General features: G+C 59.5%; 11 protein-coding genes and 1 tRNA gene. 3 read left to right on the plus strand and 9 right to left on the minus strand.

Annotation, left to right across the window (positions count from 1 at the left end):
* Nucleotides 1–37: 37 nt before the first annotated feature.
* Nucleotides 38–1,795: an arginine--tRNA ligase gene (argS, locus tag GA0061105_RS03855; protein ID WP_092748090.1), complete on the minus strand. Its 1,758-nt coding sequence runs from the start codon at nt 1,793–1,795 to the stop codon at nt 38–40.
* A 63-nt stretch (nt 1,796–1,858) separates the two neighbouring features.
* Complete coding sequence (locus tag GA0061105_RS03860) at nt 1,859–3,076, minus strand: deoxyguanosinetriphosphate triphosphohydrolase (protein ID WP_092748092.1); 1,218 nt, start codon at nt 3,074–3,076, stop codon at nt 1,859–1,861.
* A 222-nt stretch (nt 3,077–3,298) separates the two neighbouring features.
* Here GA0061105_RS03860 and erpA point away from each other — a divergent pair, with 222 nt between their 5' ends.
* A complete protein-coding gene (erpA, locus tag GA0061105_RS03865) occupies nt 3,299–3,631 on the plus strand; it encodes an iron-sulfur cluster insertion protein ErpA (protein WP_092748094.1) in 333 nt (110 codons plus the stop codon).
* A 225-nt stretch (nt 3,632–3,856) separates the two neighbouring features.
* On the plus strand, nt 3,857–4,648 hold the full coding sequence (gene xth / locus GA0061105_RS03870) for an exodeoxyribonuclease III (protein WP_092748096.1): 792 nt from the start codon (nt 3,857–3,859) through the stop codon (nt 4,646–4,648).
* A gap of 20 nt (nt 4,649–4,668) precedes the next feature.
* On the opposite strand, the gene exoR is transcribed toward xth, so the two are convergent.
* From exoR to GA0061105_RS03905, 7 genes are all read right to left on the minus strand, one after another.
* Nucleotides 4,669–5,469 (minus strand): exopolysaccharide production regulator ExoR, encoded by an 801-nt coding sequence (gene exoR, locus GA0061105_RS03875; RefSeq protein WP_064696021.1) that lies wholly within the window; start codon nt 5,467–5,469, stop codon nt 4,669–4,671.
* Nucleotides 5,470–5,488: 19 nt separating this feature from the next.
* Nucleotides 5,489–5,956 (minus strand): hypothetical protein, encoded by a 468-nt coding sequence (locus GA0061105_RS03880; protein WP_064696022.1) that lies wholly within the window; start codon nt 5,954–5,956, stop codon nt 5,489–5,491.
* A 230-nt stretch (nt 5,957–6,186) separates the two neighbouring features.
* Nucleotides 6,187–7,446, minus strand: coding sequence for an OmpP1/FadL family transporter (locus GA0061105_RS03885; RefSeq protein ID WP_064696023.1), 1,260 nt, complete (start codon nt 7,444–7,446; stop codon nt 6,187–6,189).
* Between the two features lie 399 nt (nt 7,447–7,845).
* The gene (locus GA0061105_RS03890; RefSeq protein ID WP_092748098.1) at nt 7,846–10,689 is read right to left on the minus strand and encodes a valine--tRNA ligase; all 2,844 of its coding nucleotides are present in this window, start codon (nt 10,687–10,689) and stop codon (nt 7,846–7,848) included.
* A gap of 117 nt (nt 10,690–10,806) precedes the next feature.
* Nucleotides 10,807–11,700, minus strand: coding sequence for a DUF2497 domain-containing protein (locus tag GA0061105_RS03895; protein WP_092748100.1), 894 nt, complete (start codon nt 11,698–11,700; stop codon nt 10,807–10,809).
* Nucleotides 11,701–12,060: 360 nt separating this feature from the next.
* On the minus strand, nt 12,061–12,726 hold the full coding sequence (locus tag GA0061105_RS03900; protein ID WP_208601615.1) for a protein-L-isoaspartate O-methyltransferase family protein: 666 nt from the start codon (nt 12,724–12,726) through the stop codon (nt 12,061–12,063).
* 472 nt (nt 12,727–13,198) lie between these two features.
* Nucleotides 13,199–13,272: transfer RNA gene (locus GA0061105_RS03905), tRNA-Cys, on the minus strand.
* A gap of 280 nt (nt 13,273–13,552) precedes the next feature.
* Here GA0061105_RS03905 and GA0061105_RS03910 point away from each other — a divergent pair.
* Nucleotides 13,553–13,816 carry a hypothetical protein gene (locus GA0061105_RS03910; protein WP_064696028.1) on the plus strand — a complete coding sequence of 88 codons (264 nt, stop codon included), beginning with the start codon at nt 13,553–13,555 and terminating at the stop codon, nt 13,814–13,816.
* The last annotated feature ends 93 nt before the right edge of the window (nt 13,817–13,909 follow it).

The following is a 13,909-nucleotide window of genomic DNA, read 5'->3' on the forward strand; positions in this document are numbered from 1 at the left end:
CGCTCAAATGCCAGCGCATTGTGGGGAAATGGTGACGTTATCGCATTTCGTCAGGTGCGGCAGTGCCTGTAATGGCAAGTCCCGACTTCAAAACCGACGCGACAGCGTACACCAGCCCAAGTCTGGCAATACTTGATTCTCGGTTTTTATCATTAACAAATCGTAATTCCGGCTGATCTTTACCTTTGTTCCAATGAGCATGGAACGAACTTGCGAGGTCGTAGAGGTAAAAAGCGAGGCGATGCGGCTCCTGCGACTGGGCTGCCGCCTCGACGATACGCGGGAATTCGGCAAGCTTGGCGACAAGCTGCAATTCGGCCGGATCGCCAATGCCAGCAACGGCTTTAGCAAGATCCTCGGGCGAAACGTCGAGGCCGGGGAAAGCCTCCCTCGCCTGCCGGAAGACCGACATGCAGCGGGCATGCGCATACTGCACATAAAAAACCGGATTGTCCTTCGATTGCTCCGTCACTTTGGCGAAATCGAAGTCGAGCGGCTCGGAATTTTTACGATAGAGCATCATGAAGCGGACCGAATCACGTCCGACTTCCTCGACGACGTCCCGAAGCGTGACGAAATCGCCGGAGCGCTTCGACATCTTCACCGGCTCACCGTTGCGGTAAAGCTTGACGAGCTGGCAGAGCAGCACCGTCAGCTTCGCCTTGCCGTCTGAAACGCCGCGTGCAACCGCTTCCAGCCGCTTGACGTAGCCGCCATGGTCGGCGCCGAGCACATAGATCATCTCGTCGAAACCACGATCGAACTTATTCTTGAAGTAGGCGACGTCAGCGGCGAAATAGGTGTAGGAGCCGTCCGACTTGATCAGCGGCCGATCCATGTCGTCGCCCACCTCGGTCGAGCGGAACAGCGTCTGCTCGCGATCTTCCCAGTCTTCGGGAAGCTGACCCTTCGGCGGCGGCAGCGTGCCCTTGTAGACGTAGCCCTTGAAGGTCAGGTCGTTGATCGCCGTGCGGATGGCCGCCGCTCCATTAGCATGCAGGGCGCGCTCGGAAAAGAAAATGTCGTGATGGACGTTCAGCGCCGCCAGATCTTCGCGGATCATGACCATCATCGCCTCGATGGTGCGATCCTTGACGATCGGCATCCATTGCTCTTCCGGCATATTGTGCAGCCGCACGCCGTAGTCGGCGGCAAGCGACTGGCCGACCGGCACGAGATAGTCACCCGGATAGAGACCGGAAGGAATCTCGCCGATCCTTTCGCCGAGCGCTTCTCGATAGCGCAGGAAGACCGAGCGGGCTAGCACGTCGATCTGCGAGCCGGCGTCGTTGATGTAATATTCCTTCTCGACGCCGTAGCCGGCAAAGGCGAGCAGGTTGGCGAGCGCGTCGCCGACGACGGCGCCGCGGCAATGGCCGACATGCATCGGGCCGGTCGGATTGGCCGAGACATATTCGACGTTGACCTTCCGGCCATCACCGAGGGTCGAGCGGCCATAGTCGGTGCCTGCGCCGATGATCGAGGCCAGCAGCCGCTGCCAATAACCGACGGCGAGACGGATGTTGATGAAGCCGGGACCTGCGACCGAGACATCGGCGACGTCGGCATCCTCCTTCAGCTTGACGATGATGACGTCTGCAAGGGCGCGAGGATTGGTCCCGAGCGGTTTTGCCAGCACCATCGCGGCGTTGGTCGCAACGTCGCCATGGCTCGCATCGCGCGGCGGTTCGACGGTGATGCGGCCGAAATCGAGCTCAGATCGCTTTTCCCTGACCAGATCGATCTGTTCAAGGGCGGTTTTGATCCTGGCTTCGAAGTCGGTAAAAAGGTTCATCGCACTCTTCCATGCATAGGCTGTGCCAAAGGCTGAAATCGGCCTTCGGCGGGCGACCGCTGCCTATCGCAAATCCGGAGTGTGGTCAAACAATCGCCTGTGGGCACTGATCGCATAAGTGTCCGTCATGCCGGCGAGATAGTCGCCGACATGGCGAGCTTTCGGCGCGACGGACAGCCCGGCGATATGATCGACCCAGTAATGGCTCTGCATCTCCTTCGGATTGGCCATATAGGCCGCAAAGAGATCTGTGACGATCTGGGCAGCACCGGCCCGAATGCGCATGATATCGGGATTGCGGTAGATGCGCTTGAAAAGCATCGCCTTGATCTGCCTGTCGGTTTCGGCCATCTCTTCGGAAAAAGTGGCGATAACCCGGTCGGCGCCGCGGATGTCGGCTGCGCTCTCCGGACGAAGAACGGAAAGTCGCTGCTGCGCAACGCCGATGACGTCCTCGACCATGCGGGTAATCTGACGGCGCATGATCTCGTGGGTGAAGCGACTGGGCTCCAGATGCGGATACCGTCCCCTCACCTCGGACATCAGCCCGGCAAGAAAAGGGATTTCCTCCAGCATCTCGAAGCTCAGATAGCCGGAGCGCAGGCCGTCGTCGATATCGTGGGTGTTATAGGCGATGTCGTCGGCAATCGCCGCGACCTGGGCTTCCAGGCTGGCAAAAGTCGCGAGTTCCAGATCGTGCAGTTCGCAATAATCGAGGATCGGCTGCGGAACCGGGCCGCGCGTGCCCGCACCCTCCGGCGTCAGCAGCGGACCATTGTGCTTGACGAGACCTTCGAGGCTTTCCCAAGTCAGGTTGATGCCGTCGAATTCGGCATAACGCCGCTCCAGCTTGGTCACGATGCGCAATGATTGTGCATTGTGGTCGAAGCCACCATAGGGCAGCAGCACCTCGTGCAGCGCATCCTCGCCGGTATGGCCGAACGGCGTATGGCCGAAATCGTGGACGAGCGCCACGCCTTCGGCCAGGTCCTCGTCGAGTTTCAGGGCGCGGGCAAGCGCACGGGCGATCTGCGCCACCTCGATCGTATGGGTCAGCCGGGTGCGGTAGTGGTCGCCATCCTGGGCAATGAAGACCTGGGTCTTGTGCTTAAGCCGGCGGAAAGCCGTCGTGTGGACGATACGGTCGCGGTCGCGTTGGAAATCGGAGCGCGTCGGGCTGCCGTCTTCCGGATAGAGACGCCCACGCGTCGTCCACGGGTCTGCCGCATAGACCGCTCTTTCGCTGCCGCCGAAACCTAAAACCCGCCTGTCAATCGTCATTCTTCACCGTCATTCTGCCTGTTGCCGCATCTGCCCATTGACGCCGCTTTGCCCTGTTCATACCTATAGCCTGATGAAACGGCAAAGAGGCGCTCGCACGCGCACTTCGGCGCCTCATGGCCTTTTCGCGAAGATCATGCTAAGTTCCTTTGATATCAGGCATTTGAACATTTCAGTGCCGAAACTCATTCTCTCCGGATCTTGACCCCGGCAGGAGGAAATATGACGGATACGAGTGTAACCCTTTCGGATGCCGCGGCAAAGCGCATCGCCGCGATCGTCGGTGCGGAGGCCGGCAAAAGCGCGTTGCGCGTTTCGGTTGAAGGCGGCGGCTGTTCGGGCTTTTCCTATAAGTTCGATCTTGCCGACGGCGCTGGTGAAGACGACGTCGTCGTCGAAAAGAATGACGCCAAAGTGCTGATCGACAGCCTGTCGCTCGTGTATATGGCAGGCTCCGAGATTGACTTCGTCGACAATCTGCTTGGTCAATCCTTCCAGATCAAGAATCCCAATGCGGTGGCGAGCTGCGGCTGCGGCACCAGCTTCTCGATCTGAACATCTCAACGCAGAGCGTTATCCCCATCGAACCGGCCGAAGAATTGCTTCCGGCCGGTTTATCGTCTTGTCCGGCGACGAAAGACCGCGATAAAAGAAGCGCGCTAAAGCGCGTCGCGATCTATTAGATTCGCTGCGCTTTAGCTCTTTGGTTTTGCGCATGTCGTCATCGCAAAACCGCGGCACACCTTTGCGCGACACGCTGAGAGCCAACAGGACGAAGAGATGAAGATCGCGACTTGGAACATCAACGGCGTCAAGGCGCGCATCGACAATCTCACGCAATGGCTCAAGGATTCCAACCCCGATATCGTCTGCCTGCAGGAGATCAAGACGGTCGACGAGGGTTTTCCGCGGCTGGAGATCGAGGCGCTCGGCTATCACGTCGAGACGCACGGCCAGAAAGGCTTCAACGGCGTCGCGATCCTCTCCAAGAGTTCCCCTTCCGAAGTCAATCGCGGTCTGCCCGGCGATCCGCTGGATGAACAGTCACGTTTTCTCGAAGCGGTGTTCACGCTGGCCGATACGCGCATCCTGCGCGTCTGCTGCATCTACCTGCCGAACGGCAATCCTGTCGACACCGAGAAATATCCCTACAAGCTCGCCTGGATGGAGCGTCTGCGGAGCTTCGCCGCCGAACGGCTCGCCTATGAAGAGATGCTGATCCTTGCCGGCGACTACAACGTCATTCCCGAACCACACGACTGCTTTGATCCGAGGGTCTGGGAAAATGACGCGCTGTTTCTGCCGCAGACGCGGCAAGCATTCCGCAGGCTCGAAAATCTTGGATTGACGGATGCGGTGCGGGCGACGACGGATGCGACGCAGATTTATTCCTTCTGGGACTATCAGGCCGGTGCATGGCCGAAGAACAACGGCATCAGGATCGACCACCTGCTGCTGTCACCGGAAGCGGCCGACCGGATGACGTCGGCTGCGGTGGAAAAACATGTGCGGGCCTGGGAAAAGCCGTCCGACCACGTGCCAGTGGTCGCCCATTTCGATTTCGCTGCCTGAGGTTTGTGTCCAGCCTTGGTCTAATCAGAGCCGCTGGCGATGCTGCGCGAGAGCGATACCGCCGTGCGACGGTCGGCCTCATTCGCAACCGAGAAGGCCTGCTCCTGCAGCGCTTCCATCCAGTTGCAATCTTTCGGCTTGCACCGGTCAAGAGCGGCGGTCATCAGCGCGAGACCGCGGGCCGTCTGGCCTTCATCGAAAAGAATATTTCCGAAAACCGCCATGGCGCCGGGATGGCCACTCTTGCGGGCCTGGTTCAACCACTTTTTCGCCTGCTGTGGGCTGGCATTGCCGCCCTCGCCTGCCAGCATCATCTGCGCCAGCTGGAATTGGGCCTCCGGTACGCCAAAGGTGGAGGCCACCTGGAAATACAGCTGGCGCGCCTGGGTGAGATCGATCTTGACCGGGCTGCCTGATATGCCGTGCTTGTAGTAATTGGCGAGCGAGAGAAGCGCGTTGACGAAGAAGCCGGTGTCCTCCGAGCCGGGTTCGACACCCTGCTGGGCAATCTCGCTGTAGATCTTGAAGGCTTCGAAATCATCCTGGGTGACGCCGTCGCCGTCCGCATACATATTGGCAAGCGCCCAGCGCGAACCGGTATGGCCCTTTTCCGCGGCATATTTGTAGGCTTCGACCGCCTCCTCCTTCTGACCGTTCTTGTAGGCCTTGAAGCCGAACTTGAAGAGATCGAAAGGACCGGATTCCTTGCTGACGTCGCCCTTGATGTCAAAGGCGCGGGCCGGACAACTCATGGCCAGCGCAACGGCTATCGACATGCCCATCAGCATGAATTTGAACAGTTTGAACTCGGACGTCACCATTTCAACCGATTTCTTTCGTTCATCCCTGGCAGGTGACGGCGCTTACGCCGTGCAACCCGCGGATGTATCCCGTCGAGGCGAGCGATCCCGCGGCGAGCTCCATGGCTCCTTTGCCCGCGTCGCATCCAGCCCACTGACCTTTTCTCAAAGGCCGAATTTTCAGCGCATCGTTCGGGACCGCCCGGCTTTCGGCACGGCCCGACTGCAATCTCTCTGGCACTCTTTCAGTGGGCGCGGCATCCGCCTTCCCGCCTTCATCGCTTTCGTAAACAGCAATTGTGACGAAACCAGTATCGACATCTGCCACGAAGCTCGGCTGGCTGTGCGAGCGGGCAGACAACGACGACGATGAATGGATCGACGGCACGATCGTGAGGTCGAATTTACGGTCGGAATAGCCTTGCCCGGAAAGAGAAACGGCCGCAATCACGCGGCTGTCGCCACGTGCGCCGTACGATCTTGTGTTACCGGAAAAAAATCGACCCATGCTACTGATTACACGCACCGTAAGTCTGCCATCACCTCGCCCGCAAATATCGGTGCGCTCTCTTTGTGGCGGGAAATGGACAAATTCGCCCCATCGCCACCATACGCTATCCGTCGGAAAAAAGTGTTGCTGAATCGTCACAAAACGAGGCCGGGAAATAACATGATTAATGGGCGCGCATAAAGAAGAGCCCGGCAGTGCCGGGCTCCTCAATTCTTCAAATCGTGGAATTAGAACTTGATCTTTATGCTTGTCGACAGCGCAGCGACCAGATCGTTCCCAAACGAATAGGAGACGTCGTCGCCATAGGTCTGGCCATTATACTCGAAGGTGCCGGACGAACCGCTCGTCAACACGCCGACGGCACCGGCGAAGCGCCATTCGATATGTTCGGTCGGCGTGTAGGCGGCGCCGAGCCCGAGCGTCCAGCTGTCGGTCTGTGCACCATAACCCTGACTGGTGCCGCGGTCCCACGTGAGGCTGACTGCGCCGGCCCACTGATCGTTGAACTTGTGGCCCACGCCGCCGGAGATGGTCCAGCCGTCACGATAAAAAAGGTCGAGCGAAGTGAGTTCCGTAGCGCCGCCGGCCGTGCATGCGGCCAGGCCTTTTGTCGATTTCGGGCAGAAAGCCACGGACTGGAGGACACTCCAGTTCGTCCACTTGACCGATCCGAAGGCGAGCCAATCCGGAGCGATACCGCTTTGCAACTTCAGCTCCAGCGAATCGGGCGCCTCCGCAGAGCCGAAGACGTCCGTGATTTGACCTCCAAATATCGGCACAACTGGAACCTGGCGGAGATCAACAGTGCCGGTCAGATTATCGTACTTCACGCGGCTATTGTAGACGAGGCTCGCGCGCATCGCATATTCCGGAATCTCGTAAGCCAGACCAGCGCGCCAGCCCCAGCCGCTATCGTCGAGATCGAGGCGGCCAATGCCGTTGCCGGTGCCGAGCAGAAGCGGAAGGGTGGAAACCACACGTTCCTTGAAGCCCTCCACTTCCTGATAGAAAGCGCCGCCGATGAAGCGAAGCTGTCCGGGGCCGACATCAAAACGATAGGAGCAGGTGCCGCCATAGTTGCGAGTTTTGATCTCCGTCTCGATGTTGTTGTTTGCGCCGGCCCAGTTCACACCGGGGTCGGTATGCCCGCCGAAGGGCTCGGAATAGTCGACGAGGCAATCGATCGTGTCGGCGAAGCCAGCTTTGAAGCCGATATAGGGAATAGTGTAATTTGAGGTATCGTCAGCTGTGTCTGGACGGCTGTTGAGATTGCCGTCCCCTATTGAAGTATCCGTGTCACGAACGTCCTTCAGCCTGCGCTGCGGCGTGACGTAGGTCACACCCGACTGAAATGAGAACGGCGAGGTATCGAACAGTTGATCGATGTTATAGCCGCCGCGCTCCAGGCCACCGGCAAAGGACGGCGAAGCCAGCGACGAAAGAAGAACGAGCGACGTTGCGCCCTTGGAAAACATACGCGATGCCATTGTGTCTCCCCCACTCCAGCAATTGATGTGGCGACACTGTGTAAGTGTTCGCCGAAAATGGCAACGCGCCCCACGGCAGCATTCCCAGTCACTGCAGTGGCTAACTTACGTAAGGAAATTGACGGACACGTCAAAAAATCTGGTTAATAAAATTTTATTCCGCGAGAAGCGCTATTTCGGCGCGCTTTGGGGCGTTCATTCCAAACATCGTGAAAGCTGTATCAATCTGACAACAGTTCGAGTTTTCGCCCGTGACATGCCCGTACAGCCACAATCCACAGGTCGGGTGCCTGAAGTTGGCCTCTTTCAAGGCCGAATCGCATGCATCACAGCGGCGAAGAAAAACGCGCCCGCGAGGGGCGCGTCTTTGAAATGTCTTAGAAAAGCGGCTTCCGAAATTTATCCGGCTTCGCTGACCCGGGACAGAGCGACCCTCAAGCTTGCGATCTGCCCCTCCAGTTCCTGGAGGCGCTCGCGCTCGGCCTCGACCACCTCGGGATTCGCATTGGCGACAAACTTCTCATTGGAGAGCTTGCCGTTGATACGTGATATCTCGCCTTCCATCTTGGCGATCGCCTTCTCCAAGCGGGCCTTTTCGGCGGAAAGATCGATCAGATTGCCGAGCGGCAGGCAGATGGTGGCTTCGGCGACGACGATCTGAGCGGCGCCCTTGGGCGCGTCATCGGCCAGCGATATCGCCTCGACACGCGCAAGCCGCTTGATGGCGGCATCGTGACGGAACAGCCTTTCGCGCGTCAGGTTGTTGGCTTTGACGACGACGAGCGGGGCTGTCGCCGACGGCGGCACGTTCATTTCGGCGCGCACCGAGCGGATGCCGGAGACGAGGTCGATCAGCCAGTTGATCTCGTCGGCGGCCGTGTCATCGGCATAGGAGGGCGACGGCCATTCGGCATGGCAGACCAGCCTGTCGCGCTCTTTGCCCTCGCCTGCCGTATGCGCCCAGAGCTCTTCGGTCATGAAGGGCATGAAGGGATGCAGCAGCTTGTAGATCTCTTCGAGAATATAGGCGCTGCAGGCCTGGGCCTCGGCCTTGGCGCCCTCGTCCTCACCGTTGAAGACCGGCTTCAGCAGCTCGAGATACCAGTCGCAGACCTCGTTCCAGACGAAGCGGTAGAGCGCACCGGCTGCGTCGTTGAAGCGGAAGGCTTCGAGCGCTTCCGTTACGTCACGTTCCGTTCGGGCAAGCTCCGTCAGGATCCAGCGGTTGATGGTGAGTTCGGCCGCCTCCGGGACGAAATGCGGGTCGCTCTTTGCACCGTTCATCTCGGCAAAGCGCGTGGCGTTCCAGAGCTTGGTGCCGAAATTGCGGTACCCGGCGATACGGGCCGGATCCAGCTTCACGTCGCGGCCCTGCGCCGCCATGATCGCCAGGGTGAAGCGCAGCGCATCGGCGCCGTATTCGTCAATCAGTTCCAGTGGATCGATGACGTTGCCCTTCGACTTCGACATCTTCTGACCGTTCTTGTCCCGCACCAGCGCGTGGACATAGACGGTCTGGAAAGGTTCGACAGGTTCGCCGTCCTCGTCCTTCATGAAGTGCAGGCCCATCATCATCATGCGTGCGACCCAGAAGAAGATGATGTCGAAACCAGTAACGAGAACGTTGGTTGGATAATAGCGGGCAAGCTCCGCGGTCTCGTCCGGCCAGCCAAGTGTCGAGAAGGGCCAGAGCGCGGAGGAGAACCACGTGTCGAGCACGTCCTCGTCCCGCGTCAGGATCTCGCCCGGCTTGAAGTTTTCGAGCAGATCCTCGACATAGGCCTTCATCGGTCCTTCGTGCGAGAGGTAATGCTGGATGGCCGCCTGCAGCGCCTCTTCCTCGGTCTTCTCGACGAAGACCTGGCCGTCCGGCCCGTACCATGCCGGAATCTGGTGGCCCCACCAGAGCTGGCGGGATACACACCATGGTTGGATGTTTTCCATCCACTCGTAATAGGTCTTGTCCCAGCTCTTCGGCACCATTTTGGTGCGACCTTCTCGCACGGACGCAATCGCCGGTTCGGCAAGCGTCTTGGCGTCGACGTACCATTGCTCCGTCAGCCGCGGCTCGATCGGCACGCCGCCGCGGTCGCCGTGTGGAACCATGTGCTTGTGCGGCTCGATCTTCTCGAGCAGGCCGGCCTCCTCGAAGATTTCGACGACGATCTTGCGCGCGTGGAAGCGGTCCTGCCCTTCCAGACGGTCCCAGGCGCCGTGCAGAGCCGCCGGATGGTCGAGCCCTTCGAGGAAATCCTCATTGTCCTTGATGGCGATCGTGCCATCGATATTCATGATGTTGATCGCGCGCAGGCCGGCACGCTTGCCGACGTCAAAGTCGTTGAAGTCATGCGCTGGCGTGACCTTGACGGCACCGGTGCCTGCCGTCGGGTCGGCGTAGTTGTCAGCAACGATCGGAATACGGCGGCCGACGATGGGCAGGATGACATTCTTGCCGATGATCGACTTATAGCGCTCGTCGTCCGGATTGACGGCAACACCGGTATCGCCCAGCATCGTTTCCGGACGCGTAGTGGCAACGACCAGATAGTCGCGCGTTTCCCATTCGGTCGGCTTGCCATCCTCGTCGAAAGCGACCGGGTATTGATAGGTGACGCCAGGCTCCAGCGGATAACGAAGATGCCAGAGATTGCCTTTGATCTCATGCTGTTCGACTTCCAGGTCCGAGATCGCCGTCAGGAGTTTCGGGTCCCAGTTGACGAGTCGCTTGTCCTTGTAAATCAGACCTTCCTTGTAAAGCGTGACGAAAACCTCGATGACCGCCTGCGACAGGCCTTCGTCCATGGTGAAACGTTCGCGTGACCAGTCGCATGACGCCCCCAGGCGCTTCAACTGGTTGAAGATCAGGCCGCCCGATTCTGCCTTCCACTCCCAAATCTTGTCGATGAAGGCTTCGCGGCCCATTTCGCGGCGGCCGGGCAGCTGCTGCTCCATCAGCTTGCGCTCGACGACCATTTGGGTAGCGATGCCGGCGTGATCCATGCCCGGCTGCCAGAGCACGTCCTTGCCGCGCATGCGCTCGAAGCGCACCAGGATGTCCTGCAGCGTGTTGTTGAGCGCATGGCCCATGTGCAGCGAACCGGTGACGTTCGGCGGCGGGATGACGATGGTGAAGGTCTCGGCCCCGGGCTTGGCGTTCGCGCCGGCGCGGAAAGCGTCTTCCTCATCCCATTTCGCGGCGATTTTCGGTTCGACGGCAGCAGAATCATAGGTCTTGTCGAGCATTTTCTGACCAATTTTCGAGGTTCGAGGGTGGCGTTTGTAAATAGGATGGCCACGGGCAAGTCAATAAAAAAGCCGCCCCGGAGACCGGAGCGGCTTTTCCAAGTAAAAGCAATCCGATCAGCGGCGGGGGCCGCGCGCCACGCGCTCGATTTCCTCGCGCACCAGCCGTTCGACCAGCGTCGGCAGATTGTCATCAAGCCATTCGCGCAGCATCGGGCGCAGCATGTCCTCGGCGATCTCGTCCAGCGAGCGGCGCTCGGCACCGTCGATCGCGGCGGCAAGCTCCTCGAAGGAGCGGCTGATCTGCAGACCGGCGTCTTCAGAAAGGAGCGTCGGCTGGGTCTCGTCGACAACGCTCGGCAGGAAACGCTCGGTCGCCGAACGGGCGGGCTCCAAAGCCGGCGGCGCAGTCTCGGCGGCAACGGCGGCCGGCTGGGCGACTGCGGCCGGCTCGGCGACTGCGACCTGCGGTATTTCGGCAAACGTCGGTTCGGCCGGCTGCCGGACGGGATGACCAGGGGAAACGGGTGCTGCGGCAGCGGCAAAAGCAGGCTCGGCCGGCTGCGGCTGCGGGCTCGCAGCGCGCGGCGGCTCCGGCATCACGGCCGGCTGCGGCTCCGGCTGGCGGAAGCCGCTGGGAATTTCGCGCAGGGCTTGACCGGCCTGGACGGCGCTGCGCTCGGAGGCGGCGCGCACGCGGGCGGCGACATCGGCAAGCGACAACGCGCGGGCCGGAGCTTCTGTCTCAGGAGCGGTGCCGGCCGAATTGGCGGCGACGAAACGCGGATCGGAAGAGCGCATGGTCGGTTCTGGAAATTCGACGCCGGCATAGGTGTCGTCCACCGTCAGATGGATTTCGGAGCCGTTTTCGTCCTCCTCAGCGCCGTAAACCGGCGGCACCGATGCTGAGATCGCCTTGCCGGCGCCGGGTTCATTACTTTCGATGATCTGGCGGATGGAGGCCAGAATTTCTTCCATGGACGGTTCACGCGCTACACTTGGCTGAGCCATATCTATCCCCGTTATCCCAAAACAACGACCGGATGGTGTGGAGCGTTCATCCGAATCACCACGACCTTAGAATACCCCAGACTTGAAAAAAATCATCGCGAATCAAATGAATGCGGCCATGCACAGTTTTGTTACCCAATGCTTGCCGCCCGCATTCGGAGACGCCGGCATCAGGATAAATGAAGTTTGTGAAGGGTTTCGAGCAGCCCAACACATCCACCCGAAATCGAAATCTGTTTTCGGGTGGATGCGTGGATTCAAACTGTTACAGGGTCCTTTGCGCGTCTGAAAACGCGCGGCGCTGTAAGGAAAACGGGCGCCAATGGCGCCCGTCGTTCGAACTCACCTGGGAGAACAGTATTAGAAAACGAATTCGCGCGCCTTGGCAAAACCCGGCAGCGGCTTGACCGAAGCGTTGAAGAACACATTCTCCGAAACGGCACCGCGCTCGGCGACGAAGACTTTGGCGCGAGCGGCATTGCCGTAGCCTTCGACCGTGACCAGGCGGCCGCCATCGCGCAACTGACCGAGAAGAGCGGCCGGAACTTCCTCGACTGCGCCGTTGACGAAGATCAGATCATAGGGCGCGCCGGCGGCGTAGCCCTTTTCGAGAGGACCGGTCACGACCTCGACCTTGCCGTAGCCGGCAAGCTTTGCCTTCGCTTCGCCGGCCAGCTGCTCGTCGCATTCAAGCGCGATTACCGAGCCGGCGAGGAGCGACAGCAGCGCCGATGTGTAGCCCGTGCCGCAACCGACCTCGAGCACGAAATCATCTCTTGTGACAGCCGCAAGCTGCAGCAGCTTGGCAAGCGGTGAAGCCTCCATCAGGTAACGGGCCGGCTTCCCCGGTGCGGCGGCGGATATTTCGACGTCGTTGTCGATATAGGCAAGGAGCTTCGCCTTCTCCGGCACGAACGCCTCACGCGGCACCGTGAGAAAAGCCGTCAGCACCGAATGCGAGGTAACGTCCGTCGTGCGGATTTGGGTGTCGACCATCTTCGCGCGCGCTGCTTCGAAATCCATCATGTCCTCTCGCTCTTGAAAAAGCGGTTCCTGTCCCTCGTCTCTTAATCTCCGGCACGGATGCTTTCAAGGCTTCGCGAGGATCGATGGAAAGAATCCGCTCAGCGCCTCCTTCGCGCCACAGAAGGCAAGGCGCTGCATCTCGAGCGTGGAAGGCCCTGCCCCTTCGTGGTATGATTTGCAGCGGAGGAAATGGGAGGAGCAGGCCATGTCTGCGATATTCGACTATTTGACGCTGTTCGATTTCTTCATCCTCGCAGCGCTTATCGGCATCTTCTGCTGCGGGCTGCTGGATGGTGAAGCGACCTGAGGCGATGAGCGCCGAAGCACACTCGGCGTGGCTTGTATCCCGCCCGCCATGATCCAAGGCGGACGACGAGGAACCGCGCGCGTTGCCACAAGCACCAGCGAGCGGCCAGCAACGACCTCGAAAACAATCGAAGTGTCTCAATTATCTAGCATCTTGTGGAGATATTGGAGGCCTCGCCCGGAATTGAACCGGGGTACAAGGATTTGCAGTCCTCTGCGTCACCACTCCGCCACGAGGCCTCACCTGTGACCGACATCAAAAAATATCGTGTGGTGGCCGCGATTTAGACCAGCTCTAGAATGAGCGCAAGACCTTTCATTCTGAATGTGATCCTTTTTTCATTCTGCTGAAGCATTTGCAGAAAGTTGCGCAATCGGCTCTAGGCTCGGATGGTGACGGGCGATCGATAGTCGTCAACTGAATACCAATAGACGTCCGGCCCTTTCTGGCATCATCCCAAATAGTTACGATTGTAATGCGAACTGATTTGGATGATCCCCATGTTCTGGGGAGAAATCAATGCACGACGCGACATTCGGCGAGACCGCCAAAGACATCTTCATTTCACTGCTTGCCAGGCTCAAACGCATCGCCATGCTCTGTTTGAACGGAGGCAAGGAAGACGAGTGGGGCTATGCCCTCGTTACCGAACCCGTCACCGACATCAACACCAAGATGCCGATCACGGGCCACGTGATGCAAAAGGTCGTCGACGGCACGTTTGTTTACCGCCTGATGACCGAGGAAGAGTGCGAAGATTTCGACGCCGGCAGATCCTGGTGAATCACCTGAGGACGCCAAGAACCACCGCAGCATTTGAACAAATTCCAAACTTGACTTCGAGTTCCTGCCCGCCATCTTATCGCCAGGGAGGGT

Origin of the sequence: Rhizobium aethiopicum, assembly GCF_900094625.1 — a bacterium.
GTDB classification, from domain to species: Bacteria; Pseudomonadota; Alphaproteobacteria; order Rhizobiales; family Rhizobiaceae; genus Rhizobium; species Rhizobium aethiopicum.

What these genes read in the sequence shown, in the direction of transcription:
- xth (WP_092748096.1), top strand. Translation starts at nt 3,857, where the DNA reads ATGAAGATCGCGACTTGGAACATCAACGGCGTCAAGGCGCGCATCGAC.
- GA0061105_RS03890 (WP_092748098.1), bottom strand. Translation starts at nt 10,689, where the DNA reads ATGCTCGACAAGACCTATGATTCTGCTGCCGTCGAACCGAAAATCGCC.
- argS (WP_092748090.1), bottom strand. Translation starts at nt 1,795, where the DNA reads ATGAACCTTTTTACCGACTTCGAAGCCAGGATCAAAACCGCCCTTGAA.
- erpA (WP_092748094.1), top strand. Translation starts at nt 3,299, where the DNA reads ATGACGGATACGAGTGTAACCCTTTCGGATGCCGCGGCAAAGCGCATC.
- GA0061105_RS03860 (WP_092748092.1), bottom strand. Translation starts at nt 3,076, where the DNA reads ATGACGATTGACAGGCGGGTTTTAGGTTTCGGCGGCAGCGAAAGAGCG.
- GA0061105_RS03895 (WP_092748100.1), bottom strand. Translation starts at nt 11,700, where the DNA reads ATGGCTCAGCCAAGTGTAGCGCGTGAACCGTCCATGGAAGAAATTCTG.
- GA0061105_RS03910 (WP_064696028.1), top strand. Translation starts at nt 13,553, where the DNA reads ATGCACGACGCGACATTCGGCGAGACCGCCAAAGACATCTTCATTTCA.
- GA0061105_RS03885 (WP_064696023.1), bottom strand. Translation starts at nt 7,446, where the DNA reads ATGGCATCGCGTATGTTTTCCAAGGGCGCAACGTCGCTCGTTCTTCTT.
- GA0061105_RS03900 (WP_208601615.1), bottom strand. Translation starts at nt 12,726, where the DNA reads ATGATGGATTTCGAAGCAGCGCGCGCGAAGATGGTCGACACCCAAATC.
- GA0061105_RS03880 (WP_064696022.1), bottom strand. Translation starts at nt 5,956, where the DNA reads ATGGGTCGATTTTTTTCCGGTAACACAAGATCGTACGGCGCACGTGGC.
- exoR (WP_064696021.1), bottom strand. Translation starts at nt 5,469, where the DNA reads ATGGTGACGTCCGAGTTCAAACTGTTCAAATTCATGCTGATGGGCATG.